Genomic DNA, 25277 nt, shown 5'->3' with positions numbered 1-25277 from the left:
ACCGGAGGTAGACACACATGGCATGGGATTTCTCCACCGAACCCGAATTCCAGCAGAAGCTGGACTGGATGACCGCCTTCGTGCGCGAGGAGATCCGTCCGCTCGAAACCCTCGAGCTGACCTGGCCGCAGCTGCTCATCGCGATCGCGCCGCTGCAGCAACAGGTCAAAGCCCAGCAGCTGTGGGCCGCGCACCTCGACCCCGAACTCGGCGGACAGGGCTACGGCCAGGTCAAGCTCGGCCTGATGCACGAAATCCTCGGTTCGTCGCCCCTCGGACCGATCGTGTTCGGCTGCCAGGCACCGGATTCCGGCAACGCGGAGATCCTCGCCGCGGTCGGCACCGACGAGCAGAAGCACCGCTGGCTCGATCCGCTGCTCGCCGGTGAGAAGTACTCGGCCTTCGCGCTGACCGAACCGGACAACGCCGGCGCCGACCCGACCAACCTGCAGACCACCGCCGTCCGCGACGGCGACGACTGGGTGCTGGGCGGTGACAAGTGGTTCATCAGCAACGCCTCGACCGCCGACTTCGTCATCGTCGTCGCAGTCACCGATCCCGAGGCCGAACGACACCGCCGCGCCTCACAGTTCATCGTCCCCATCGACACCCCCGGCCTGCACGTGGTACGCGACATCGCCTCGATGGAGAACCCGTCGCCGCGCGAGAACACCTACGGCTCGCACTGCGAGGTGACCCTGCGCGACGTGCGGGTCGGTGCCGACGCGCTGCTCGGCAATCCCGGCGACGGCTTCCTCATCGCCCAGAAGCGGCTCGGGCCCGGCCGTATTCACCACTGCATGCGGTGGATCGGTCAGGCCAACCGCGCCTTCGACATGATGTGCGAACGCGCCACCTACCGCTTCGCGCACGGCAGCGTCCTCGGCGAGAAGCAGACCGTCCGCAACTGGATCGCCGACTCCGCCGCCGAGATGCAGGCGCTGCGGCTGATGACGCTGCAGGCCGCATGGGTGATCGACACCCAGGGCACCAAGGCGGCCCGGAAAGAAATCGCCATGATCAAGTACTTCGGCGCGAAGATCCTGCACGACATCATCGACCGGGCCGTACAGACCCACGGCTCCCTCGGTTACAGCTCCGATCTGCCGCTCGACTTCATGTACCGCGCGGCGCGCGCCGCGCGGCTCTACGACGGCCCGGACGAGGTGCACCGCGACACCGTCGCCAAGCTGATCCTGCGTGGCTACGAAGCCCCTGCCGACCGGGTTCCCACCGAGCACGTTCCCACCCGGCGCCGCGCCGCACAGGAACGCTACGCCGCACTGTTCGACGAGGTGCTCGCGTCCTTGTGAACGCCGGGGCGCGCTCGTCGCGCGACGTGCGCGCCCGGCGACCGAGCGTGCACTTCTCGTGCCACTGCCCCGGCGTGTCGTCACGAGAAGTGCACGTTCGTCGAACACTCAGGAGGTGCCGGCGGGCTCGTGCGCTCCGGTGTAGTGCATCGGGCTGCCCAGCAGATGCGCCGGCGGCAGATTGCGATCGGGCGTGTGCACGACGGGCGCGTCGGCCGGGATGCGGCCGGATGCGCGGTCCCAGCCGGCCCGGGCGCGCGGATGATAGCGGTGACGACGAGGAATCAGCTTGTCCCCCAATCCGATCGAGCGGCCGATGAGGCGATGCAGCTTCTGCTCGCGGTCGGAGAACGTGTAGCCCAACAGCGCGCGTACCGGCGGGTCGTACAGCCCGATCGTGAGCCAGACGAACCCGCGCGTCATCGGCGGCCGCAGCACCTTCCAGACGCTCGCGGGCACCCACCGCAGGAACGGCGGCCGGTCGAGGTGCGAGAGGTCCAGCACGTCGCGGGTCGCCTTGTTGTCCTCGAGCACCTCCCGGCACATGCGGTCCCAATAGGCGAGGAAGTCCTCCCATCTCTCCGGAACGGGTCGCGTCGACACCCCGTAGAGCCGGTACCACTGGACGTGTTCGTCGAACAGCCTGTGCTTGTCGGCGAGCGACAGCGGGCCGTCGAACCACTCGATCGAGACGACGAGGCTGTAGAAGAACGTCGCGTGCGCCCAGTAGAACGTGTCGGGGTCGAGGGCGTGATAGCGCCGGCCCTTCTTGTCGATCCCCCTGATCGTGTCGTGGTAGCCACGCACCTGCGCGGCGGTCTCCTGGGCGCGCGGACCGTCGAAGACAACGCCGTAGATGGGGTACAGCGACCGGTACAGGCGTTCCCAGCGCTCGTCGAAGAACTGCGAGTGCTCCTCCACGGCCGCACCGAGGCCCGGGTGCATGTTCTGCATCGATCCGGCCCAGGGGCCGAACAACATTCCGCGCCAGCCGCCGAAGTACTTCCACGTCAGGCTGTCGGGGCCGAGCGGCACGAGCTCGCTTTGACTACGCACGTTGTCAGTTTGGAGGCGCTGCCCGGAAGTGTCAAGGGCGCCCAGACTTGCTCGCACCTTCGGAATCTGCCCACGCCGCACACCGCGCAATCTCCGGAAACACGCGGAGATCTGCGATCGGTCAGGCATGCGCCACCACCTCGGGTCCGACGGTCCTCGTCCGCAACCGCCGTCCGATTCCAGCGTCCGATTACGACGGCTGGCGCGTCCGACGGTCCGCGAGGCGCACCGGCACACGTCGGCGGACACGGCACGGCACGGCACCGACCGGGTGCAGCAGCAGGTCGGTGGTCACCGCCACCGATCCCGAAGGGGAACGGAACTCGAACTCACGGACCAGGATCGCCAGGGCTATCGCCGCTTCCAGCATCGCAAAGCGCTGACCGATACAGCCGCGGGGACCGTGACCGAACGGGAACCACGCATACTTGTGACGCTCCTTCACCCTGTCCGGAGTGAAGCGATCCGGGTCGAACCGGAACGGATCCGGCCACAGGTCGGCACGATGGTGGATCACCCACGGCGCCAGGTTGACGTCCGCACCGGCAGGGATCCGGTATCCGCACACCTCCCTCTCCTCGACTGCCCGCCGCGTCAGGTACGGCGAGGGTGGATACAACCGCGCGGCCTCCTCGAGCACCATCGTCGCGTACGTCAGCGCGTGGACACCGGAGGCCGTCGGCGTCTCGCCCCCCAGCACCCGTTCGGCTTCGTCCCGCGCTCGATCCTGCACACCCGCGTCCTTGCCGAGCAGGTGCAGCGCGAACGTCAACATGGTGGCCGTGGTGTCGTGCCCGGCCAGCAGGAACACCTTGACCTGATCGCGAATTTCTTTGGTGGACAGCGTGTCGCCATCTTCTCGGGCCGTCACCAGGCGGCCGATCAGATCCGCCCCCGGCTCAACGGCGGTGCGGCGGCGCTCGATGATCGCGTCACACAACCCGTCGAGACGAGATTCCGCACGCGAAATTCTCCGATTCCCTGGCGTGGGCCACGCAGTGGGAATCCGAATCGCGGACGCACCCCGCTGCAGGACGGCGCGCCCCAAGATTGGCAACGTCGTGCGCAGGATCGGCAGCATCCGGGGCGCCTGCACGCCGAACAGGATGCGAGTGGCAACACCGAGCGTCAGGGCACTCATCGCTCCGTCGAGGTCGACGAGGTGACTCGAGCAGTTGTGCCATCTGATGGCCACACGCTCGGCTTCCTCGACCATCGTCGCCACGTAGCCGTCTACGCTCTGCGGGGTGAACAGGGGCTGGATGAACCGACGCTGACGCAACCATGCCTCGTCCTGACTCGTGACCAAGCCGTTCCCGTACAGGTCGCGCATCGCGCGGTAGAACTCCGAGTCCTTCCGGTAGTTGAGGTGGCGCGGAGCGTTCAGCAGTTCCCCGACGCCGTCCGGGTGATTGACCGTGAAGAACTCGCGGCGCCGGCCCGGCAGCCCGACGACGTAGCGTACGACGTCGCCTCCCTCGGCATACCCGCGCAGGCCGAGTTCGAGGGGATCACGAAGCAGTTCCCTCGTGGATCCCAGCAGCCACGTTCCCCGGACGGTCGGTGGCTCCCGTGACGATGTGCACGGTACCGGCGTTCGCCCCGGCTGCGGCGATGACAGCGGGCCGTGGATGCTGTTGCATGACATGGCTGTCCTTGTCGTTCGGATGGGCCGGGCAGAAATTCGACGCGGTGACGACCGCCCGGGCGGGCCGGGTCTCCGGACCGCACACTCAGCATCGGACGCCCGGCGGCGGGCGACGCGAGTAGTGCACTACCCCAGTCCGGTCCTCGTGCCGAACCGCGGTACGCATGGGCACGACGAGACGTTCCGGTCCTGCACGGATCCGAATCGAGTACCTCTCTACGCGTGCCACTCTCGCGCGGCAGCACAACCCTCGATACATGGACGAGAACATCGAGACCTGGGATGCAATATCGGAGAAGCTGCCGGAGCCGTACGCGACAGCGCGACCGACACGGGCAGCGAAAGCCGGCAACGAACCGTTCGCCGAGTACGTGGAGCCGGGCAGAGTCGTGCGCGTCGCGGAGACCGAACCGGGCACCCTCCAGGTGTCATCCGACGGTGAAGCACCGCTGCTGTGGTGACCTAGAATTCGTGTGTGCTCAGCGCGTGGCCGCTGACCGGCCGGGGGACGAACTGCGGATCGTCCGCGGCATGATCGCCGGGGACAGCTCCTGCGCCGGCATCGTCATTGCCGACGCGCCGGGCGTCGGCAAGACCCGCCTCGCACGCGAGGCCCTGGACCAAGCGCGCGCCCGCCGGTGGCGTACCTACTGAACGGCAGGAACGGAGTCGTCCCGAAGCGTCCCGCTCGGCGCGTTCGCCGACGTCGTCACCGACTTCGGCGCCGACCCGCTCATGCGAGTTCATGACGTTCTCACCCGGCTGGCCGGTGGGCCCCACCGGGCCGTGATCGGCATCGACGACGCACATCTGCTCGACGACATGTCGGCATTCGTGGTCCACCGACTCGTGCTCCGCGGGCTGGCGACAGTGATCCTGACCGTCCGCTCCGGCGAACACTGTCCGGATGCACTCACCCGGTGCGGTAAGGACGGACCGCTGAGCAGACTCGCCTTGCATCCGCTGTCCCGGGACGACACGCACGCTCGTCGAGGCGGCCCTGGAGGGACCGATGGAGGCGTCCAGCGCCGAGCGTCTCTGGGCCTGCACACAGGGGAATGTGCTCTATCTGCGCCATCTCCTCGAAGACGAATATGCAGCCGGCCGGCTGACGCAGACGTCGGGCGTCTGGCTGTGGCCGGGTCCTTCTGGCCTGTCACCGAGCCTCCTCGCTCTGGTGGAAGCAAGCATCGGCCGGCAGCCGGCTCCGGTCTGCGAGGTGCTCGACGTCCTGTCTACCTGTGAACCCCTCGACCTCGCGGTGTTGCGAACAGTGGTCGATCCCGCCGCACTCGACGCAGCCGAAGCGAGCAGGCGCGCCGTAGTGGATACCGACAGCCGCGCACCGACCGTACGGTTGGCTCACCCGCTGATCGGAGACGTCCGCCGTGCCGAAGCCGGCGCCCTCAGGCTTCGGATGATCCGCGGACGCGTCGCCGCTGCGCTCACCGCCGCCGGTGACATCGATCCCCGGACAACCGTGCGGCGGGCACTCCTGACCATGGACTCCGACTGCCCGGCCACACCGCCACTCCTGCTCGAGGCGGCATCGGCAGCCATGCGACTGCTCGACGCACACCTCTCCGACCGGTTCGCACACGCGGCCGTCGATGCGGGAGGTGGTACCGCGGCTCACCTGACGCGCGCCTTCACCCTCGGACTGCTCGAGCGGGGACAGGACGCCGACAAGCTCCTCTCCGAACTGGCGGGCACCGTTCCCGACAGTGCGCTCCGACTGCGAATCGCACTCGTCCGAGCGGGCAACTCGACCTGGGTGGAGCGGGCGCCGTGCAAGGCTGAAGACATCCTGGCCAACACCGAGGCCCTGGCTGCGCGCCTCGACCGGCGCGACGCGCACCGGGCACTGTGCTCGACCGCCGCCGCGGCACGCGGGCAATGCCGCACCGCCGTCGACCTCGCACGCGACGCTCTTCGCGACGGCAGGATATGCCCTCGCCGAGGGCTCCTTCGAGGCCGCACACCTACGCTTCGGACTCGGCCTGCTGGAGCTGACCACATATCTGCTGGCGGGCCGGCTCGGCGACGCCGACGACGTCACCCGTCGCCTATACGAACACGGCCTCGACATGCCCCACGCGGTCGGCGTCAACTTCATGGTCGGGATGTGCGAGGTCGCGCACGGCCGTCTCGCGACAGCTCGACGCCACCTGTGCGATGCGGTTGCGCAGTCCACCGGATCCGTCGATAACACCACGCCGGGGTTGCTCTCGGCCACGCTCCTCGTTGCAGCACTGTCGATGTCCGGCAAACCCGACGAGGCCGGACACATTCTCGCCGGAGTAGACGTCCGGATCGGGCCCGGCTTCGCGATGTGGGACCCGGATATCGCCGTCGCCGACGGATGGGCGAAAGCCGCGACCGGTGCGCTCAGCGAGGCGATCACCACCGTACGTACGGCCGCCGACCAGGGCCGGCCCGCCCGCGAAGTGCAATGTCTGCAAATCGCCACCCAGTTCGGTGATTCGACGACGGCGCGCCGTCTACGTCAGTTGTCGACCGTCGTCTCAGGTCCACGGGTCGCTGCCGCCGCCGTCCACGCGACCGCGCTGGCCAGGCGGGACGGCGACGCACTACTCGAAGCGTCCCGTGCGTACGAGGCTTTCGGAGATCTCGTCGCGGCTGCGGACGCAGCGGCCCACGCCGCCGCCAACTTCCGGCGGGCCGGCCGCCGCGGGCCCGCACTGACTGCATGTGCCGTCGCACGACGACTGGCTGAGGCCTGCGAAGGTGCGAGCACTCCCGCATTACGGGCCGCTCTGGAGCCGGTCCCGTTCACCGGACGCCAACGAGAGATCGTGGAGCTCGCGCAACGAGGCTTGTCCAATCGGGAGATCGCGGAGCGACTGGTGCTTTCGGTGCGCACCGTCGAAGGTCATCTGTACCGCGCTTGCCGGAAGGCCGGGGTCTGCAGCTGGGACGAGCTCGGAAGACTCCTGGGCAGCCTTCCCAAGCGATGACACCGGAAGCGGAAGGCACGTCATGACTTCGGCACACCTTCCGCCTCCGGCTGACTCATACGCGACAGACGATGTTCAGAATGGGCCCGATCAGCGGCAGTGACACGAGCGGCCCACACGATGGGTTCGTCGTACCGAGGAAGACCGGATGGACGACCGGGTTCTGCGGTGTCACAGGCTCGGCTGCGGCCACCGAGGACGACCCGAGGGCAATTGTGAGGGTAGCCAATGCCGCCGCCACCGATGCCCGTGCCTTGTTCCCGAGATGAATGTTCATGAGATTCCCTCCAGATGTTTCGAACGCTGGACACGTTCGCGACCCCGTGTTCTGAGATGGCGAGTTCGGTGTCCGCCAGGAAGTGGTGCGGTTTCGAATCTATGCGCGCCCCGGGGGCCGAGCGCGAGTAGTCCACTACTCGAAGTGGGATCGATCCGCCCGCATGCGTCGGCACCACGATCGGCGAAGCGGTAGTGCATCAACGCCACTGCTCGCGCAGCAGGGCCGCGAGTTCGTGCCGGTCGTGAGTTCCGGTCTTCGCCTGGGCCCGATACAGATGCCCTTCGACCGTCCGCACCGACATCGTCAGAGCCTCGGCGATCTGCCGATTCGTCAGACCCCGCATCACCATCGAGATGACCTCGCGCTCACGGGGCGTAAGAGGAAGGTCGCGGTCCAGCGTCTCACGGAGAGCCGGGGTGGTCAGCCCTCCGCACTCCCGGGCAAGACGTTGCGCGCGGGCGCCCAGCGTCAACGACGACCCGCGTAGGTTCGCGCGAGCGAACGCAAGGGCGGCGTGCGCAGCAGCATCGGCGGCAGCAGCAGTATCCCCCATCTCCTCGAATTGTTCTGCCACCGAGGACAACTTCACCCCGTCCTGGGCGGACGCAGCAGAGGCGAACGCGGCCGCGATACACGCGCGACGGCTTCCCGTGCTCTCCGCAAGCTGCGCCAGCCGCCCTCTTCCCGTCGCGTCACCCAGGTGAACTGCGACCTGTAGGCACATCACTTCCCGAGCCTTCTGACGATGCGCGACGGCGTACTCCGCGGCCCGGAGCGCGACCGCCGCCGCTGCACTGACCTCCCCCAGCGCCGCATGGCTCCAGGCGTGAGCGAGCAACCGCTCCGAGTCGACGAAGTCGAAGGCCGGGTGCCGGTTCTGGTCGACGTTGGACAGTAGCGCCGTCGCCGCAGTACTGCGGCCTGCCATTGCCAGTGCCTGAGCGAGAAGTATGCCGTACCGATACATCAGGACCGGGTAGTCGAGCGACTTGAACTCGGCGAAGGCCCGCTCGAGGTGTTCGAGGGCGAGTGCCAGCCGCCCGCCCCCGAGGGCGGCCATGCCCGCGATCGCGGTTCCCACCGCGCTCGTCACACCGGGGAGCCGAATGCACTCGCGGTAGGTGCGAGCGGCAACGGCTTCGGCTTCGGCCACCTCGCCGGCGAGGAGCATCGCGCCGACATGGAACTCGACGAGGCCTACGCGCTGGTACGAGGCTTCCTGCCAGGATGTCGCCAGCCTGTAGCCCTTCGATGCGGTTTCTGAGGCCAGGTTCGACTCGCCCACATCCCCTGCCGCGATGACAGTTCCCCAGATCGCGCACATCGCCGACGACGCGGGCACCCTTGTCGTGTCGACATCCCGGCCGAGTTCGAGTGCGGCCAGGGGATCACCCGCGACCGCTCTCTGTACGGCTCGAACGGCGCGCAACGACTCCGCCACGGTCGGCGGGGCGTCGCCGAGCGCGTGGTCGAGAATCCGTTTCGATTCCTCCGGCCGCGCCAGGATCCACAGCATGTTCGTGGCCCGGAGCGTCAGCAGACGCGCGAGCCGATCGTCCGTCAAGCTTTCGAGCGGCATGGCGGCGAGCACATCCTCGGCCTCGGTTCCCCGGTTCAGCAGCAGGAGGGCGTGAGCACGGCAGAGGTCGGCTTCGGCCCCGCCTCCGGCGAGGGAACTCGCATGAGCCAGCCGCTCGCAGAGGGACAGATCCAGCAGCGCCATCGCGCCTCGAGCGGCGCGCAGGAACAGGTCCGGGTCGATCGGCAGGTCCGAGTCGGCGTGCAGGACCGCCCGTCGTACGACGTCCTCGAGTCCGGACGGCGGGCGATCCGCGAGCGCCGACACGACACGCCCTCGCAGGCGCCGAAGTCGCGTGTCCCCGGCTCGTGCTCGGCGCACCTCTCCGTACAGCGGATGAGCCATTCGCGCAGTTCTCGGCCGACCTTCGGCGTCCACCCGGATCAGCCCGCGGTTCTCCGCCTCTTCCACCGCATCGATGTCGGACAGCTCCGACAGCACCGCGACGGGCAGCGGTTCCGCGACCGCGACCATGTCGAGGACCGTGCGCACCGCCTCCGGGAGGCGGCGGATCTGTTCGCCGAGCAGGTCCGCAATACTGTCGGAAACGGTGAATTCCTCCTGCCAGAACCATAATCCGTGACATTCTCGAAGTCGGCCGCTGGTCACCTCCTGTGATACGAGATGCCGCAGGTACAAGGCATTGCCCCGCGTGAGATCCCACATCTTCGACGCCGACTTCTCGTCGACGGGACTGCCCAGCACACTGGCGAGCAGTGCGTCGGACTCGGATCGCGACAATGGCTGAAGGTCGAGCCGCAGCAGCATGCCGTCCTTCCACAGGGCGGTGACGGCATCAGGTGCCGGCTCTCCGGACCGTACCGTGACGATCAGCCGGGCAGTCCCCCGCAATGCCACATGGTGGATCACGAATGCCGACAGTTCGTCGAGCAGATGCGCATCGTCGATCGACAACACCTCGTCCGAACCTTCGGAAGTGGACGACTGTACGAGCTGGTCGATCAGCTGAAGGGGGTTGGAGGTGGGGTGGTCACACCAACCGGCGAGAGCTCCCAGCGGCACCGTCCGCGCCGATGCCGTCCCCACCGCCGACCGCACGGGAATGCCGGCCGACGATGAGCGGAGGACCAACTCGTGCGCCAGTCGGCTCTTGCCCACCCCGGCCTGGCCGGCGATCACACATCCGCGGTAACCGTCGGTGCCGTCGAGCGCCGCCTCGAGTAGACGCAAGTCCCCTGCGCGTCCGATGAGCGGCCCTTCCCCCGCCATAACCGCATGGTAGGGACGTCGCTCGTACCGTGTCCACCATCATGCAGCGACCCGGAGGGCCTCAAGGGCGCCCAGACTTGCTCGCACCTTCGGAATCTGCCCACGCCGTGGCCAGTGCGAATTCCGAAGATGCGAGCATGTCCTTCCCCGGTGCCGGTTCGCTCAGCCGAAGGAGAAGTGGTGGCTGCCGACGAACCGGGTCTGCGCCGGGCCGGGGATCGAGACGTCGATCGAACCGACGCTCCGGTACACGTGGTCGTCGTCCTGGCAGTCGGAACGAACGGTGTAGTCACCGTCGGGCACGTTGTCGAACTTCACGGTTTCGTAGTCGGCGTAGTAAATCTTCGCGCTCTTCACCAGGGGAATCTCGTCGATCACCGCGTTGCAATAGTGCGGGTAGTCCGCCTCGGGGGCCCGGTAGTAGATGAACTTGACCGTGATTGTGTTCTCCCGCACGCTCACGCTCCAGCTGCCGTACGGGTAGGGATCCACTGCCGATGCCGTGGGCGCGAGGCCCGTCATCAATGCGAGCGGCGCCGCAAGGGCGACCGCTGCGCGTCCGAGCTTCGAGCCCTTCATGGGCGTTCCTTTCGACCGTTGACCAGCCCGACCGGTTCAATGGTCGGCCCAGGAACGGGTACAGGAACTGCAAAGCGCCGCAGTCGAACACAACCCGTGATCAACATCGATCGGCTGTTACCCGGCCGTGACCCAGCGTGTCACGGAACAGTCACACTGCGTGTCCGTAACACCGACGATGCAGGGCACTGCACCTCGTCGACGAGTTCCGGCACCGGCCCCTCGACGGTCACCCCGGGCGCGACCTCCTGGATCGGCAGGGCCCGGACGGGCGCCGGCGGCACCCCCATCTCCTCCAGCCAGCCGGCGAGTTGCGCCGAGGACGCCACGTACACGACGCGGCCCAGCCCCACCCATCCGTGCGCGGCCGCGCACATCGGGCAGTGCTCACCGGACGTGTACACCGTCGCGGCGGCGCGCTCGGCCTCGCTCATGTGCGCGGCGGCCCAGCGGGCCAGTTCGAACTCGGGGTGCCTGGTCCGGTCCCCGCCCGCGACGCGGTTGCGGTCCTCGGCGAGGCGCGTGCCGTCGGCCGACGCCAGCACCGAGCCGAACGGTTCGTCGCCGGCGTCCAGCGCCTCGCGCGCCAGTTCCACGCACCGCCGCAGGTGCGTCATCTCCGATTCGTCGATCACGAGGTCCTCCCGGTGTCGCGGTCGTCGACCGCATCATGCCACCGCGGCCGGTGGACCGTCCTCAGCCCGCGCAGGTGCCCTCGTCGGGCGCTCCCGCGAACCGCCGGTCCATCCAGTCCAGGCCTTCCACGGCGGCCGGAAGCAGGCCGATCCCGTGACCCGCGCCGGTCCCGGGCGGCACCGACGGAATGGCGTAGCGGCGATAGGTGACGGATGTGCCTCCCGCGCACCACTTCCCGACCATCGCGTCGACGCCGCTCACCTGGACGAAATCGTCCGTCGCGCTCTGCGCGACGAACGTCGGGATCGTGGGGGCGATGTTGCCGAGCTCCTGCTCGCGCACCAGCGAAGCCCACGGTTCGGCGGCCAGGTGGTCGGCGATGGGCCGGCCGTCGACCGTGTACCAGGTGGTGGGGAAGAACGGATTCATGCGCGGCGCGTCGTAGACGCAGTAGGTCTCGGCGCGCGCGAGAATGTCGCGTCCGGCGGGATTGAACACACTCAGCAGTTCCTCCCGCACCTGCGGATAGGCGGCGGCGAATCCGTTGACCACCCAGCCGATCCCGCCCGAGAGCAGCGATCCGTCGCCGGCGACGGCGAGATCGGCGAGCGACGCCGGCGGGGAACCCGCGACCGCGGCGACGACGGGCAGTTCGGGGGCGTAGGTACCTGCCAGCTCCGCGGCCGCCGCCGACGACATGCCGCCCTGCGAGTAGCCCCAGAAGCCGATGCGGGTGCCCTCGTCTATGCCGCGGTCGGTCAGCCGCAGGGCGGCACGGGCCATGTCGAGCATGGCGTGCCCCTGCGAGACACGGTTCAGGTAGGGATGCCCACCGGGCGTGCCGAGGCCCTCGTAGTCGGTCATCGCAACGGCGTAGCCCCGCGCGAGCAACGGCACGACGTGCAGGTACTCGTACTCCTGGAGGTGGTTCGTCAACTTCGACGGCGCGCATTGGTCGCCCATACCCTGCGTACCCGGACCGAGGACGATTGTGGGGCGCGAACCGCCGCCGGCCCAGGGGTGCGACGGCACGAACACCGTGCCGGTGACCGCGATCGGGCCGCCCGTGGCGTTCTCGCTGCGGTACATCACGCGGGTGACGGTGGCGTCGAGCGCCGGCGCGACGGCCGGTCCGGCGCGCAGGACGTCGCCGGGCACGCCGTCGGGCAGCGGATCGGGCGGGAGGTAGAACTCGTCGTAGCCCGTGCCCGACGCGGACCCCGTCGGAGCGGCGGCCGCGATGGGACCTGCGACGAGAGGCACCAGCAGCATCGTCAGGGCCGCGGTGAGCAGTCGGGCGGTGCGCGTGGGCATGCCGAGCATTTTGCACACGTATGTACCGCCACGGAAGGCGTTGCGCCGATATTTCTGAAACAAGTTCTATGACAGGATGACGCCACGGTCCGATCAGCGGGACGACCGGTGCCGAGAAGCCGCCGCCGACGCTAGGGTCCGGTCGCCGCTGTATCCGCAGGACGGAAGGACGACGCCATGACCGTCGAAGAGCGACTGGCCCGCCTCGAAGCACTCGAGGAGATCCGAATGCTCAAGCACCGGTACTTCCGCGCGTGCGACGCCAAGGACCCGAAGGCCATGCGCGACTGTTTCGTCGCGACGGGCGCCGACATCTGTTACGGCCCGGCCCTGGGCAGCTTCGACGACGCCGACGCACTCGTCGACGTCTACGCCCGCATCGCCCTCGAACGTGCCGACGACCGGTACATCATGCTCGACATGCACCACGGCATGCACCCGAGCCTCGAACTCACCGGTCCCGGCACCGCCGTCGGGGCGTGGACGCTGCGGTTCCGGCAGGTCGACCTGCGTGCCCGCACCGAGCGGGTGAGCGCCCTCGACTACGACGACGGCTATGTGGTCGAAGACGGCAGGTGGAAGATCGCCCGGTGCCACGTGCGCGTCCACTGGTCCATCGAACGGGCGCTGACCGACGACGTGAAAGTGGTTCAGTGACATGACCCAAGACATGACCGACGACAGGACCGAACGCAAGGTAGCCCTCGTCACCGGGGCGAGCCGCAGCGTCGGCAAGGGCATCGCATGCGCCCTCGGCTCCGACGGCTGGACCGTCTACGTCACCGCGCGGGGCCCGGTCGGCACCGACAGCCCCCTGGACCGGACCGCCGCGGACGCCACCGAACGCGGCGGGCTCGGCATCGCGGTGCAGTGCGACCACACCGACGACGAGCAGATCCGGGCACTGTTCCGGCGCATCGCCGACGAGCAGGGCGGTCGGCTGGACCTGCTGGTGAACAACGTGTGGGCGAGCCCGCCCGGGTTCGCGGGCTTCTCCGAGCCGTTCTGGAAGCGCCCGATCAGCGATTGGGACAGTCTCGTCGGCGTCGGACTGCGCGCCCACTACGTGGCCTCCGTCGACGCCGCGCAGCTGATGGTGCCGCGCGGCAGCGGGATGATCGTCAACATCTCGTCGTTCGGCACCCGCGGCTACCTGCACTCGGTGCTGTACGGCATCTCGAAGGCCGGTCTCGACAAGATGGCCGCCGACATGGCCTTCGACCTCGCCGGCACCGGCGTCACCGCCCTGTCGCTGTGGCCGGGGCTGGTGAAGAACGAGGCGATGCTCGCCCGCGGCATCGACAACTTCGAGGGCTTCTCCCTCGCCAACGCCGAGACCCCGGAGTTCGTCGGACGCGTGATCGTCGCACTGGCGAACGATCCGAAGGTGAACGAGCGCAGCGGGCACACCCTGATCACCGCCGAGGCTGCCCTCGACTACGGGGTCGTCGACGTCGAAGGCAATCAACCGGATTCGCACCGGGCAGCGTTCGGCGGCGGCCCGCTGTACTGATCCGCGGCCCGGCGGGCGGCGTCGATGATGCGCGACGCGATGGTGATCACTGGTTCCGGGGTGTGGCTTCGAGGATGGCCTTCAGGCGAGCGAGGTCCTTGTTGTTCGCCCGACGCATAGCGCGGGCCATCAGCGGTGCTCCGAGTCGCGAGAATCCCGACGGTTCACCACGGTTGCGCAGCGTCATCCTTGTGGTGCCGCTCGATGTAGACCTCCACTCGTAGGTGGTTTCCATCGGGAACGGGCCTTCGGCAGTGCGCATGACGAAACGTTCGTCCGGAACCAGTTCTACGACCTCGTAGGTGTAAGTCAGACGCCGACCGAGGAACTCGGCGATGAAGACGATTCGGGAGCCGGCTTTCGCTGGTCTCGAGGACTTCCACTGCACCTCTTTGATATTTGTGTACCACGCTGTCGCGTTGTCGGGGTTCGACGAATAGTCGGCGACCTCGTTCCGTGGCCGCGCAATGGTGATCTCGGTCTCGACGTCCACTGCTGCCATGACACGACCTCCGTGTGCGGGCCCGCCCGGCGGGTTGGTTGACGGCGTCCACGCTCTGGACGCGGCCCGTCGGCCACCCCAACTGTAACTGGCGGGTGGTGCTGGGCCGTGGTAGCCGACGAAGGGTGACGGGCACCATTCGTTGATGTCTCGGCACAACTTGTCCGGTACGGGAACACCGGGACGTTCTCGGGGGGTTCCCCCAGCGTGCATCTATCCGAGGTAGGCGACCACGACGCGCAGGCACGCGGATTCCGGCAGTATGTCGAGCCCGAGATCGAGGTGCTGTTGCGGGTAGCGCTGACGCTCACCGGACCGGCGGATGCGGAGGACTTGGTGCAGGAGACCCTGGTCCGCGCCTGGCGCAGTGTCGACCGTTTCGACGGCCGCCATCCGCGGGCGTGGCTGCTGACGATCTCGAGGAACACGAACATGAACATGCATCGACGTCAGCGCCCGGACAGTGTCGACGATGTTGCCGCCTACGCCGGCGCCAGGCCCGCCTTCGGAATCGATCCGCCCAGCACCGAGGATCGCGTCCTGGAATCGATCCTGCCCGAGGATCTCGAACGGGCGGTGCAGGCACTGGACTCGAAGTTCCGGACCGTGCTGTTCCTGATCGACGTCGATCAACTGACCTACAGCGAAGCCGCCGATGTCCTCGGCGTTCCGGTGGGGACGGTGATGTCGAGGCTCAGCCGTGCACGCGACCGCGTGCGCAAGTACCTGCGACCCAACTTCGCCCCCACCACGAGAGGGAACCGATGATCAAGACTGTGCGCATGATGCTGACGTGCCACTGGTCGGGGCGTCGAATCCAGAGGTACCTGGACGCCGACCCCGCGGCGCTGCTCGACCCGGACGAGATCCGCCGGTTGGAGGCACACCTGGCCGAATGCGACAAGTGCAGTGCCGCCGCAGCCGAGTACCGACAGATCAACACCGCCCTCTCCCGGTGGGCTGCACGACGGATGCTCGACCCCACCAGCGTCACGCACATGCACCAGGTCGTCGACCGCATCGTTCGCGGTGAACTGCAGTGACCCGGGCCGGGCACACCACTGCAGGGGCCGTGCCCGCGTCGCGGTTACCCCGCGCCGCGGATCTGGTGGTGATCGGCGGAGGAACGGCAGGCATCGTCGCGGCGACAACCGCGGCCGGATTCGGCGCCAGGGTCCTGCTGATCGAACGTGACCGCACCGGCGGCGACTGTCTGTGGACCGGATGTGTGCCGTCGAAATCACTGCTCGCCGCGGCCACGGCGGCCGCGGCATCCGGTTCGACCGAGTGCTCGTCGCCGTCGGTCGCATCCCACGAACCGAGTCGATCGGACTCGACACGGCCGGTGTCACCGTCGATCGCCGCGGTTACGTCACCGTCGATGATCATCTGCGCACCTCCAACCCGAGGATCTGGGCGGCCGGCGACCTCACCGGTCACCCGCAGTTCACCCACACCGCGGGAGTGCACGGCAGCATCGCCGCCGCCAACGCGATCCTGGGGTTGCGCCGCACCATCGACCGGACCGGCACGTCGCACGTGACGTTCACCGACCCCGAGATCGCCGTCGCCGGGACCTGGCCGGCGCCACCCACCCGTACCCGACGTACAACGACGGACCGTGGAACGCCTCGATCGCCGACGTTCGGGCCCAACTGGCCCGGCCCGCGGCCTCCCGTACGCTCACAGCGCTCGCCCGTGTCCGCAACCGGTGGCTCCGAAGGCGGACCGGGTAGTTCCGAAAGACACCGGTTAGTTCCAAAGACATTGTCCGGCAGGGAAGCAGCGGTCGCGCTCGCTGGGTTTCCACACTGAGGAGGACGTCAGATTCCCTCCGATCCGAGTCCACCCACAAGGGAGCCGAGCCATGTCTTCGAACACCGCCCACATCACCACCGCGCACACCGGGACCACGACGGGATTCGCTCGTACCGTCGCGGTCGGCGCCGTCGCCGGACTGATTGCGTCGCTGGTCATGGCGATGTACGCCATGATCGCCGCCGTCACCTATCAGAACTCGGGATTCTTCACCCCGCTCTATCACATCGGATCGGTGTTCGTTGATCCGTCGACGATGATGACATCGATGCAACAGGCCATGGCCGGCTCGAACTTCTACTTCGCGTTCGGTCCCGCGGTCGTCGGTGCCGTCGTACACATGATGGTCGGGGTCATGTACGGCATCGTCTTCGCGCTCATCGTGCGTCAGGCGAAACTGCACGGAATCGCCCTGATCATCGGCGGAATGATCTACGGCGTCCTCGTTTTCGCGGTCAGCGCCTGGATCGGTCTCCCGCTCGCCGCCGCGATCTTCTCGAGTGGTGACCAGATCGCCGACATGGCCTCGATGGTCGGATACGGCACCTTCCTCGTCGAGCACCTGATGTTCGGTGTCGCGGCGGCGCTGGTCCTGTTGCCGTCGACGCGGCGCTGACCCGGCGCTCGGACACACGAGGACGTCATGACCACCGCCACCGCCCGCGTGGGAGACACGCTGATCGCGACCACCGACGACCCGATCGTCGTCGAAGGGAACGTCTATTTCCCCGAACACGACATCGTCGACGGGGTGCTGTTCGCGAACAAGGCCAAGAGCCTGTGCTTCTGGAAAGGCGTCGCCAGCTACTACGACGTGGCCGCCGGAGGAGTCACCTTACCCAGCGCCGCCTTCACCTACCACCACCCCTCACCACTGGCACGGCGGATCAAAGGACGCATCGCCTTCTGGAACGGCGTGGACGTCAGCACCACCGGCACCCACACGTAGCGTCCCGTTCCGCTTCGCACCGACAGGACGAGAACGACATGAAACAGCTCACCGGCATCGGCGACCGCATCGGCCCGATCACCCTCTACGACGTCGACGGCGGACGGGTCGAGCTCGACACGCTCCTCGACACACCGGTCGTGGTGCCCCTGGTCCGGTACTACGGTTGTATGCCCTGCAAGGCGTTCCTCCAGGAACTCGAGGACCTCCGAGAGGACTTCGAGGCGGCCGGGGTCCACGTCGCGGCCGTCGGCGGTGCCGCCGACTACCAGGCCCGCCACCTGATGGACCACGGCATCGGGTACCCGCTGCTCCTGGACCCCGGCCACACCCTGTATCAGGCGTTGGATGTGCACCGAATCCGCTGGTGGATGATGCTCGACCCACGAACCTGGTGGAAGTATCTGTCGGCAGCACGCCGCGCCCGGCAGGGCCGCGTCACCGACCACCCCCTGCAAGCCCCCGGATTGGCGATCATCGATGCCGACCGCACGGTGCGCCTGCTTCACCGTGGTCGCACTCTCGGGGACTACCCGCCTGCGGAGCACGTCCTCGAGGAGGCTCGGCGTCTGGTCCGCAGCCGTACCTGACCCGCGCCACCCCTGACCCGCCCGGTCCACGCGGCCGGGCGGGTCAGCGCAGGGCGCGATATCCCGCGACGATCCGCAGGAGAGGGCTGACGGCGACGACCGCAGCCCACACCCCTGCGAGCTGCCGGACCGCAGCGGGAGGAATCAACCAGAGACTCTGTACCACAATGATTTCTGACCACTCGGCCAGTCCCCCGAGAAACGACGGGGAACGCCCGTCGTCGAGACGACGTCCGATGCGTTCGGCGATGGAGGAGAACGCGAGCGGATGCGGAATCTCCCGCGGTCCTCACCGGGCTGCCCGAGGACGAGATAGCCTCGGACGAGAGGTCGAGGGGCGGGAGGGAGCGGCACCATGCACACCGAGAAACTCCACTTCGCCGGCTCGGGCGCCACGGAACTGGCGGGCCGGCTGGACCTGCCGGAGGGCACGCCGCGCGCGTTCGCACTGTTCGCGCACTGCTTCACCTCCAGTGCGGACGAACCGGCGGCGGCGCGGATCTCGGAGGTCCTCACCGAGCACGGCATCGCCGTCCTGCGCTTCGACTCCATCGGTCTCGGCGGGTCCGGCGAGGACTGTGCCGACACCTCCCTCGGTTCCGAGGTCACCGACTCCGATGTCACCGACCTCGTGCACGCGGCAGGTCATCTGCGCGCCCACCACGCCGCTCCCAGCATCCTGATCGGCCACTCCCGCGGCGGTGCGGCCGTCCTCGCGGCGAGCGAGCACCTGCCCGAGACGCGAGCCGTGATCACGATCGGCGCCCCGGCCGGGACCGAGCGGACCCACCGGCTCGACACCGCACTACTGGTGATGCACTCCCCCACCGACGACACGGTCGGCATCGACCACGCCCGACAGATCTTCGATGCCGCCCGCCACCCCAAGTCCTTCCTCTCGCTCGACGGCGCCGACCACCTGCTCACCCGGCCGTCCGACGCCTCGTTCGTCGCCTCGATGCTGGCGACATGGGCGAGCAGGTACCTCGACGAGAACACTCCGGCGCAGGTGCGTACCGCGCCGGCCTCGGCCGAAGGCGTCGTCGAGGTCTCCGGGAACGGAGCCACCCGGTTCGGGCAGCGCATCACCCTCGGCCGGCACCTGATCACCGCCGACGAGCCCGCACCGGTGGGAGACGACACCGGGCCTTCGCCGTACGACCTGCTGCTCGCCTCCCTCGGCGCCTGTACGTCGATGACGCTGCGCATGTACGCCGACCGCAAGCAATGGCCCCTCGAGAACGTGACGGTTTCCCTGCGTCACAGCCGGATCCACGCCGCGGACTGCGCGGACTGCGAGACCCGGACCGGGCGGCTCGACAAGCTCGAACGCGTGATCCACCTCGCCGGTGATCTCGACGAGCAACAGCGGCAGCGCCTGCTCGAGATCGCCGACCGCTGTCCGGTGCACCGAACCCTGCACTCGGAGATCGTGGTGGACACCGCCCTCGCTGCCGGCGACCACGCCGAGCCGGAGACCCGCGACGCACCGACGGCAACACCCGGGCCGGCACCGGCATGAGCTCGCTGCCCATCGGCGACTACGCACTGCTCTCGGATCGGCACTCGGCCGCACTGGTGTCGTCCGGCGGTTCGATCGACTGGCTGTGTATGCCCCGCTTCGACAGCCCCTCGATCTTCGCCTCGATCCTCGACGACAGCGCGGGGCACTGGTCGATCCGGCCGGTCGGTGAATTCCGGGTTCGGCGCGAGTACGTCGAGGGCAGCATGGTTCTCCGTACGCTGTTCCACACCGGCGGGGGGATCCTCGAGCTGCGCGATGCCCTGATCCTCGGGGACACGCGGGACCCCCATCGTCTGGGCGAGCATGCGCCGCACATGCTGGCCCGAACCGTCACCTGCACCCGTGGCAGCGTCAGCGTGGACCTGCTGTTCCGGCCTCGTCCGGAGTACGGTCTCGTCGCGCCGGTGCTGACCGCCGTCGAAGGCGGGATCACGGCCGCCGGTGGGGCGAGCCGGTTGACCCTGTCGAGCACGGTGCCCCTCCAGGCGGGCGGCGGCGCAGCCCGGGCACAGTTCGACCTGCACGCCGGTGAGAGCGCGTGCTTCGCCCTGCAGCACGCGACGCTCGGCGCACCCGTCCCGCCGGTTCGTCCCGGGGCCGCCGTCAGGGCAGCGGTCGACGACACGACGACCGGCTGGCAGGACTGGTCGGCGCAGCACCAGGCCTATCAGGGCCGCGCGCGCGACCTGGTTCACCACTCGGGACGGGTGCTGCAGGCATTGAGCTACCAGCCCACCGGCGCGATCGTGGCGGCAGTCACCACCTCGCTTCCCGAACAGGTCGGCGGTGCGCGCAACTGGGACTATCGCTACTCCTGGGTGCGCGACGCCAGCATGACCATGCAGGCGTTGTGGGTCGCTGCCTGTCCGGACGAGGCACACGAGTTCTTCGACTTCATGGCCACCGCCGCTGCCTGCTCCTCCACCGATCACCCTCTTCAGATCATGTTCGGCATCGGCGGGGAGCACGATCTGTCGGAGCGGACCCTCCCCCACCTCTCCGGCTGGCGCGGCAGCAGGCCCGTCCGGGTGGGGAACGGTGCCTGGACCCAGCCCCAGCTCGACACCTACGGCGAGTTGCTCGACGCCGCCGCCCAGCTCCGCGACCAGCTCGGCTCGCTCGACAGACCGACTCGCAACTTCCTGGTGGGCCTCGCCGACGCCGCCGCGGAACGCTGGCGTCGACCCGACAACGGCATCTGGGAGGTCCGCGGTGAGCCGCGGCACTTCGTGCACTCCAAGGTCATGTGCTGGGTGGCCCTCGACCGTGCCGTCGCCCTGGCCGACTGGCTACACGCCGACGGCCATGTCGCGAGATGGACGGCGGCTGCCCAGGAGATCCGAGATGCGGTGCTCACGCAGGGGTGGAACGAGGCCCTCGGTTCGTTCACGCAGTCCTTCGGCGCACCGCACCTCGACGCCACTGCCCTGCTGCTGCCGATCGTGGGTTTCCTTCCGCCGGACGACCCGCGGGTGCTGTCCACAATCGACGCCGTCCGCGAGCGGCTCACCGACGCACGCGGCCTGGTCCACCGCTACCACACCGAGGCGGGGGTGGACGGCCTCGAGGGTCAGGAGGGAACTTTCCTGCTGTGCACCTTCTGGCTCGCCCAGGCCCTGGCCATGGCCGGTCGCACCGAAGAAGGTGCCGAGTTCTTCGAACGCGCAGTGGGCTACGTCAACGACGTGGGATTGCTCGCCGAGGAGGTCGACTCCGCCACGGGAGAACAGCTGGGCAATTTCCCCCAGGCGTTCAGCCACATCGGACTGGTCAACGCCGCCTGGGCGCTGCACCAGGCAGAGCACGTCGGCGCGTTCCGATGAACCGGCCGGACCGAGTGGAGGACGAGAGCTCCGGGGTTCGCCGGCCGCGTGATCGTTGCACCGGCCAACGCGTCACGCCAGGTGACAGGCCACCTGTCCGCCGCCGGGCACCTCGGTGGTCTCCGGTCGGCGTTCCCGGCACACCGGCATCACCTGCGGGCAGCGGGAGCTGAACGCACATCCGGCCGGGGGATTCGCCGGGTCGGGCAGCTCGCCGTCGAGCCGGATCCGTGCGCGGTTGCGTTGCCGCACGGGGTCCGGGACGGGCACCGCGGACAGCAGCGCCTGCGTGTACGGATGCGCGGGCTCGGTGAACAGCCGCTCCGACGGCCCCCACTCCACGATGCGGCCCAGATACATCACCGCCGTCGTGTGGGCGATGTGCCGGACCACCGCCAGGTCGTGCGCGATGAACAGGTACGCGATGCCCAGCTCCGCGGACAGCTTCTCGAGGAGCGCGATCACCTGGTTCTGGGTGGACACGTCGAGCGCACTGACCGCCTCGTCGGCGATCACCAGCTTCGGCTCCACGGCGATGGCCCGCGCGATGGCGATGCGCTGACGCTGGCCGCCGGAGAACTCGTAGGGGTAGCGCTCGGCATGCTCGGCCCGTAGCCCCACCTGTTCGAGCAGCTGCCCGACCTTCCGGCGGCGGGCCACCGCATCGAGATCGGTGTGCACCTCGAGCGGTTCGGCGACGGCGTCGCCGACCGTGCGCGACGGGTCCAACGACGAGTACGGGTCCTGGAACACCATCTGCATGTCGCGGCGCGCGGCGCGCAGCTCCGACTTACCCAGGGCGGTGACGTCGACGCCGTCGAGCACCACCGACCCGGCGGCGACGTCCACCAGCCGCAGGATGCCGCGGGCGGTGGTGGACTTCCCGGAGCCGGATTCCCCGACCAGGGCGAAGGTTTCGCCGGTCCGGAGGTCGAACCCCACCTCGTCCACCGCGCGGATCGTCCGCTTCTTCGCGAACGGTCGCCCCCGCACCGGGAAATCGACCCGCAGGCCGCGCACGCTCAGCAGCGGTGCGTTCGTGTCCTTCTCGACGACGTCGACGGTCATGCGGTTCCCTCCAGGAGCAGGTCGGTCACGCGGGCGCAGCGCGCCGTTCGGTCGTCGCCCACGGCCAGCAGCGGCACGTCGGCGGCGCACTCGTCGGCTCGGTGCGGGCAGCGCGGCGCGAAGCGGCAGCCGACGGGGATCGAGCCGGGCGGCGGCGGTGAGCCGGCGATGGTGTGCAGTTCGCTGCGTCCGCCGACGTCGGGCACCGAGCGCAGCAGGCCCGCGGTGTACGGGTGGCGGGGCCTCGCATACAGCGGCTCGGTGCGGGCTCGTTCGACGACCTGGCCCGCGTACATCACCACCACCTCGGTGCACAGGTCGGCGACCACCCCGAGATCGTGGGTCACGAACAGCACGCCCATCCCGAACCGCCCGGCCATCTCGCGGATCAGGTCGAGCACCTGGGCCTGGATGGTGACGTCGAGCGCGGTGGTGGGTTCGTCGGCGATGAGCAGTTTCGGCTCGCACGCCAGCGCCATCGCGATCATCACCCGCTGCCGCATGCCGCCGGAGAACTCGTGCGGGTACTGGCGGATCCGGCGGGCGGCGTCGGGGATGCCGACGAGGTCGAGCACCTCGACCGCACGGGCCGTCGCGTCCTTCCGGTTCACGCGGTGGTGCCGCCGTACCACTTCGGCGATCTGGTCGCCGACCGTGAACACCGGGTTCAGGCTCGTCATGGGCTCCTGGAAGATCATGGCGATGTCGTTGCCGCGCACCGCTTCCAGCTCCCGCGCCGGCATGGTCAGCAGGTCGCGTCCCTGGAAGCGGATGCTGCCGGCGACGGTGCGGGATTGCCGGGCCGGCAGCAACCGCAGCACCGACGAGCAGGTGACGGACTTGCCGGAGCCGGATTCGCCGACGAGGCCGACGAGTTGTCCGGCCGCGACGTCGAAGGACACGTCCTGCAGCACCGGCGTCCAGCCGGAAGCGGTGGCGAACTCGACGCCGAGACCGTCGACGCGCAACAGGGGTTCGGTCACTTCTCGCTCCGATTCTCGCGGCCCACCGAATCGCGGATCCCGTCGCCGAGGGTATTGCAGGCAAGTACGGCGAGGATGATCGCGACGGCGGGGATCAGCACGGGCCAGGCGGTGTAGTTCCACGCCTCGCGGCCCTCGGCCAGCATCCGCCCCCAGCTCGGATCCGGTGGTTGCACCCCGAGTCCGAGGAAGCTGAGCGAGGATTCGGCGAGCATCGCGAAACCGCAGGCGAGGCTGATCTGCACGATCAGCGGTGAGAGGGTGTGCGGGAGGATGTGCTGGCGCACGATCCGCGCGGTGGGGGTGCCGATGCTGCGGGACGCCTCGATGAAGGTGTTCTCCCGCACCGCGATCACCGCGCCGCGCACGACCCGGAAGAACCGGGGGCCGAACACGATTCCGATCGCGAACATGGCGTTGGTGAGGTCGGGTCCCATGACGCCGACGATCGCCATCGCCAGCAGCAGCGGCGGGAAGCTGAGGAACGCGTCGGCGACGCGCGAGAGCAGCGCGTCCCAGCGGCCGCCGAGGAACCCGGCCGCGAGGGCGGGTATCACGCCGATGAGCAGGCCGACCGTCACGGAGATCGCCGCGGCCGTGACCGCGACGCGGGCGCCGTAGAGCAACCGCGACAGGGTGTCCCGGCCGAGGTTGTCGGTGCCGAGCAGATAACCGTCGGACAGCGGCGGCAACCGGCGGGCCGTGAGTTCCTGCACCAGCGGGTCGTGCGGGGCGATCAGCGGTGCGGCGAGCCCGAGCACGGTGATCAGCGCCAGGAACACCGCCGCGACGACGGCGGCACGCCGGCCCCGGAACCGGCGCAGGAACCGGCGGCGCGGAGATTCGACGAGGGTCGGCGCCGCCTCCGCGACCGGTTTCGAGGAGGTGAGGGTGTCGCTCATGCCGCGCTCCTGGTCCGAGGGTTGAGGTACCCGTACGAGATGTCGACGAGCAGGCTCATCACGACGGTGGCGAAGACACCGAAGATGACGACGCCCTGGATGGCGGGCAGGTCGCCGGACAGCACCGCCTGCACGGCGAAGTCGCCGAGTCCCTTGAGCCCGAACACCGACTCGATGACGGCCGTGCCGCCGAGCAGGAACGCGATCTGCATGCCGAGCACGGTCGCCGTGGGGATGAACGCGTTCTTCAGGGCGTGCTTCCACAGGACCGACCGCCGCCCGAGTCCCTTGGCGGTGGCGGTGCGCACGTAGTCCTGCTGCATCACCTCGATCATGGAACTGCGCAACTGGCGGGCGATCTCGGCGGCGGCGGCGAGGCCGAGCGCGATCGCCGGCAGCAGCAGGTGACTGAGCCACGGCCACAGGCCTTTCGCGAGAGGGGTGTAGCCGGTGGCGGGCAGCATCCTCAGTTGCAGGGCGAAGACGAGGACCAGGATGAGGCCGAGCACGAAGTTCGGGGTCGCGACACCCAGGGTGGAGCCGACGCTGGTGGCGCGGTCCTGCCAGCTGCCCGGCCGGCTGCCGCCGACGATGCCGGCCGGGATGCCGACGGCCAGCGCGACGAGCACCGCGACCAGGGTCAGGGACACCGTGACCGGCAGCCGGTCGACGATCATCTCGAGCACCGGCGCCTTGTAGGTGAAGCTCGTCCCCAGATCGCCCCGCACCAGTCCGCCGAGGAAGTCGGCGTACTGCACGACGACGGGCTGGTCGAGCCCGAGTTCGGTGCGCACCAGCTCGATCTGTTCCGGTGTGGCGGTCTCGCCGGCGATCCGGTGTGCGGGATCGCCGGGGATCAGGAAGATCAGGCCGAAGGTGATGGCGGTGGCGATCAGCAGCAGCGGTAGCACCGCGAGCAGCCGTTGCCCGATCAATCGAAGCATCCTGCCGGTCCTTTACATCTCTCGAGGTGTCGCTCGGGGCGCGGCCG

General features: G+C 68.7%; 24 protein-coding genes and 3 pseudogenes. 14 read left to right on the top strand and 13 right to left on the bottom strand.

Features of this window, described 5'->3' with window-relative positions:
- The first annotated feature begins 17 nt into the window (after window positions 1–17).
- A complete protein-coding gene (locus G6038_RS14020; RefSeq protein ID WP_165038467.1) occupies window positions 18–1313 on the top strand; it encodes an acyl-CoA dehydrogenase family protein in 1296 nt (431 codons plus the stop codon).
- Between the two features lie 108 nt (window positions 1314–1421).
- On the opposite strand, the gene G6038_RS14015 is transcribed toward G6038_RS14020, so the two are convergent.
- Window positions 1422–2348, bottom strand: a complete 927-nt coding sequence (locus G6038_RS14015; RefSeq protein ID WP_165038487.1) for an oxygenase MpaB family protein — start codon at window positions 2346–2348, stop codon at window positions 1422–1424.
- Between the two features lie 211 nt (window positions 2349–2559).
- Window positions 2560–4017: a cytochrome P450 gene (locus G6038_RS14010; protein WP_165038466.1), complete on the bottom strand. Its 1458-nt coding sequence runs from the start codon at window positions 4015–4017 to the stop codon at window positions 2560–2562.
- A gap of 257 nt (window positions 4018–4274) precedes the next feature.
- Here G6038_RS14010 and G6038_RS14005 point away from each other — a divergent pair, with 257 nt between their 5' ends.
- Window positions 4275–4478, top strand: a complete 204-nt coding sequence (locus G6038_RS14005) for a hypothetical protein (RefSeq protein ID WP_165038465.1) — start codon at window positions 4275–4277, stop codon at window positions 4476–4478.
- Window position 4479: 1 nt separating this feature from the next.
- Here the strand turns inward: G6038_RS14005 and G6038_RS14000 are convergent, their stop codons facing one another.
- Window positions 4480–4860, bottom strand: coding sequence for a hypothetical protein (locus G6038_RS14000; RefSeq protein WP_165038464.1), 381 nt, complete (start codon window positions 4858–4860; stop codon window positions 4480–4482).
- A 313-nt stretch (window positions 4861–5173) separates the two neighbouring features.
- Window positions 5174–5875 (bottom strand): hypothetical protein, encoded by a 702-nt coding sequence (locus G6038_RS13995; protein WP_165038463.1) that lies wholly within the window; start codon window positions 5873–5875, stop codon window positions 5174–5176.
- Between the two features lie 229 nt (window positions 5876–6104).
- Here G6038_RS13995 and G6038_RS13990 point away from each other — a divergent pair, with 229 nt between their 5' ends.
- The gene (locus G6038_RS13990; RefSeq protein ID WP_165038462.1) at window positions 6105–6995 is read left to right on the top strand and encodes a helix-turn-helix transcriptional regulator; all 891 of its coding nucleotides are present in this window, start codon (window positions 6105–6107) and stop codon (window positions 6993–6995) included.
- Between the two features lie 476 nt (window positions 6996–7471).
- Here G6038_RS13990 and G6038_RS31865 read toward each other — a convergent pair whose 3' ends face one another.
- The 4 genes and pseudogenes from G6038_RS31865 to G6038_RS13970 form a co-directional block, all read right to left on the bottom strand.
- The gene (locus G6038_RS31865) at window positions 7472–10084 is read right to left on the bottom strand and encodes a LuxR family transcriptional regulator (RefSeq protein WP_165038461.1); all 2613 of its coding nucleotides are present in this window, start codon (window positions 10082–10084) and stop codon (window positions 7472–7474) included.
- Window positions 10085–10246: 162 nt separating this feature from the next.
- Complete coding sequence (locus tag G6038_RS13980; protein ID WP_006945883.1) at window positions 10247–10663, bottom strand: hypothetical protein; 417 nt, start codon at window positions 10661–10663, stop codon at window positions 10247–10249.
- Window positions 10664–10814: 151 nt separating this feature from the next.
- Window positions 10815–11298: pseudogene (locus G6038_RS13975) on the bottom strand (nucleoside deaminase).
- Between the two features lie 61 nt (window positions 11299–11359).
- Complete coding sequence (locus tag G6038_RS13970) at window positions 11360–12613, bottom strand: lipase family protein (RefSeq protein WP_240918480.1); 1254 nt, start codon at window positions 12611–12613, stop codon at window positions 11360–11362.
- A gap of 177 nt (window positions 12614–12790) precedes the next feature.
- On the opposite strand from G6038_RS13970, the gene G6038_RS13965 reads away from it, so the two are divergent.
- The gene (locus G6038_RS13965; protein WP_165038460.1) at window positions 12791–13270 is read left to right on the top strand and encodes a nuclear transport factor 2 family protein; all 480 of its coding nucleotides are present in this window, start codon (window positions 12791–12793) and stop codon (window positions 13268–13270) included.
- A 13-nt stretch (window positions 13271–13283) separates the two neighbouring features.
- The gene (locus G6038_RS13960) at window positions 13284–14126 is read left to right on the top strand and encodes an SDR family NAD(P)-dependent oxidoreductase (protein WP_165038459.1); all 843 of its coding nucleotides are present in this window, start codon (window positions 13284–13286) and stop codon (window positions 14124–14126) included.
- A gap of 46 nt (window positions 14127–14172) precedes the next feature.
- Here G6038_RS13960 and G6038_RS13955 read toward each other — a convergent pair whose 3' ends face one another.
- The gene (locus tag G6038_RS13955) at window positions 14173–14628 is read right to left on the bottom strand and encodes an SRPBCC family protein (protein ID WP_165038458.1); all 456 of its coding nucleotides are present in this window, start codon (window positions 14626–14628) and stop codon (window positions 14173–14175) included.
- A 207-nt stretch (window positions 14629–14835) separates the two neighbouring features.
- On the opposite strand from G6038_RS13955, the gene G6038_RS13950 reads away from it, so the two are divergent.
- The 9 genes and pseudogenes from G6038_RS13950 to G6038_RS13915 all read left to right on the top strand — a co-directional run bounded on the left by G6038_RS13950 (window position 14836) and on the right by G6038_RS13915 (window position 21333).
- Window positions 14836–15396 (top strand): sigma-70 family RNA polymerase sigma factor, encoded by a 561-nt coding sequence (locus G6038_RS13950; protein ID WP_165038457.1) that lies wholly within the window; start codon window positions 14836–14838, stop codon window positions 15394–15396.
- Window positions 15393–15671 carry a zf-HC2 domain-containing protein gene (locus tag G6038_RS13945; RefSeq protein WP_165038456.1) on the top strand — a complete coding sequence of 93 codons (279 nt, stop codon included), beginning with the start codon at window positions 15393–15395 and terminating at the stop codon, window positions 15669–15671. The genes G6038_RS13950 and G6038_RS13945 overlap by 4 nt, the downstream gene beginning before the upstream one ends.
- Window positions 15668–15838 (top strand): annotated as a pseudogene (locus tag G6038_RS32085) (FAD-dependent oxidoreductase); the annotation flags it as partial. The gene G6038_RS13945 and the pseudogene G6038_RS32085, both read left to right, overlap by 4 nt.
- 77 nt (window positions 15839–15915) lie before the next feature.
- A pseudogene (locus G6038_RS31305) lies at window positions 15916–16089 on the top strand (FAD-dependent oxidoreductase); the annotation flags it as partial.
- Window positions 16090–16495: 406 nt separating this feature from the next.
- Window positions 16496–17062, top strand: coding sequence for a hypothetical protein (locus G6038_RS13935; protein WP_206024705.1), 567 nt, complete (start codon window positions 16496–16498; stop codon window positions 17060–17062).
- Window positions 17063–17089: 27 nt separating this feature from the next.
- Window positions 17090–17395: a DUF427 domain-containing protein gene (locus tag G6038_RS13930; protein ID WP_165038455.1), complete on the top strand. Its 306-nt coding sequence runs from the start codon at window positions 17090–17092 to the stop codon at window positions 17393–17395.
- 38 nt (window positions 17396–17433) lie between these two features.
- Window positions 17434–17985, top strand: coding sequence for a peroxiredoxin-like family protein (locus tag G6038_RS13925; RefSeq protein ID WP_165038454.1), 552 nt, complete (start codon window positions 17434–17436; stop codon window positions 17983–17985).
- A gap of 355 nt (window positions 17986–18340) precedes the next feature.
- A complete protein-coding gene (locus G6038_RS13920; protein ID WP_165038453.1) occupies window positions 18341–19507 on the top strand; it encodes a bifunctional alpha/beta hydrolase/OsmC family protein in 1167 nt (388 codons plus the stop codon).
- A complete protein-coding gene (locus tag G6038_RS13915) occupies window positions 19504–21333 on the top strand; it encodes a glycoside hydrolase family 15 protein (RefSeq protein WP_165038452.1) in 1830 nt (609 codons plus the stop codon). Before G6038_RS13920 ends, G6038_RS13915 begins: the two co-directional genes overlap by 4 nt.
- A 72-nt stretch (window positions 21334–21405) precedes the next feature.
- Here the strand turns inward: G6038_RS13915 and G6038_RS13910 are convergent, their stop codons facing one another.
- The 4 genes from G6038_RS13910 to G6038_RS13895 are packed head-to-tail and all read right to left on the bottom strand — an operon-like array spanning window position 21406 to window position 25230.
- A complete protein-coding gene (locus G6038_RS13910) occupies window positions 21406–22401 on the bottom strand; it encodes an oligopeptide/dipeptide ABC transporter ATP-binding protein (RefSeq protein WP_165038451.1) in 996 nt (331 codons plus the stop codon).
- The gene (locus tag G6038_RS13905; RefSeq protein ID WP_165038450.1) at window positions 22398–23384 is read right to left on the bottom strand and encodes an ABC transporter ATP-binding protein; all 987 of its coding nucleotides are present in this window, start codon (window positions 23382–23384) and stop codon (window positions 22398–22400) included. Before G6038_RS13905 ends, G6038_RS13910 begins: the two co-directional genes overlap by 4 nt.
- A complete protein-coding gene (locus tag G6038_RS13900) occupies window positions 23381–24286 on the bottom strand; it encodes an ABC transporter permease (RefSeq protein ID WP_165038449.1) in 906 nt (301 codons plus the stop codon). Before G6038_RS13900 ends, G6038_RS13905 begins: the two co-directional genes overlap by 4 nt.
- Window positions 24283–25230: an ABC transporter permease gene (locus G6038_RS13895; protein ID WP_165038448.1), complete on the bottom strand. Its 948-nt coding sequence runs from the start codon at window positions 25228–25230 to the stop codon at window positions 24283–24285. The genes G6038_RS13900 and G6038_RS13895 overlap by 4 nt, the downstream gene beginning before the upstream one ends.
- Between the last annotated feature and the right edge of the window lie 47 nt (window positions 25231–25277).

The sequence above is a fragment of the Rhodococcus sp. 14C212 genome (assembly GCF_011058195.1).
Lineage (GTDB): Bacteria > Actinomycetota > Actinomycetes > Mycobacteriales > Mycobacteriaceae > Rhodococcus > Rhodococcus aetherivorans.
The sequence above is the reverse complement of the archived record's forward strand: the minus strand, read 5'-3'. Positions and strand labels throughout refer to the sequence as shown.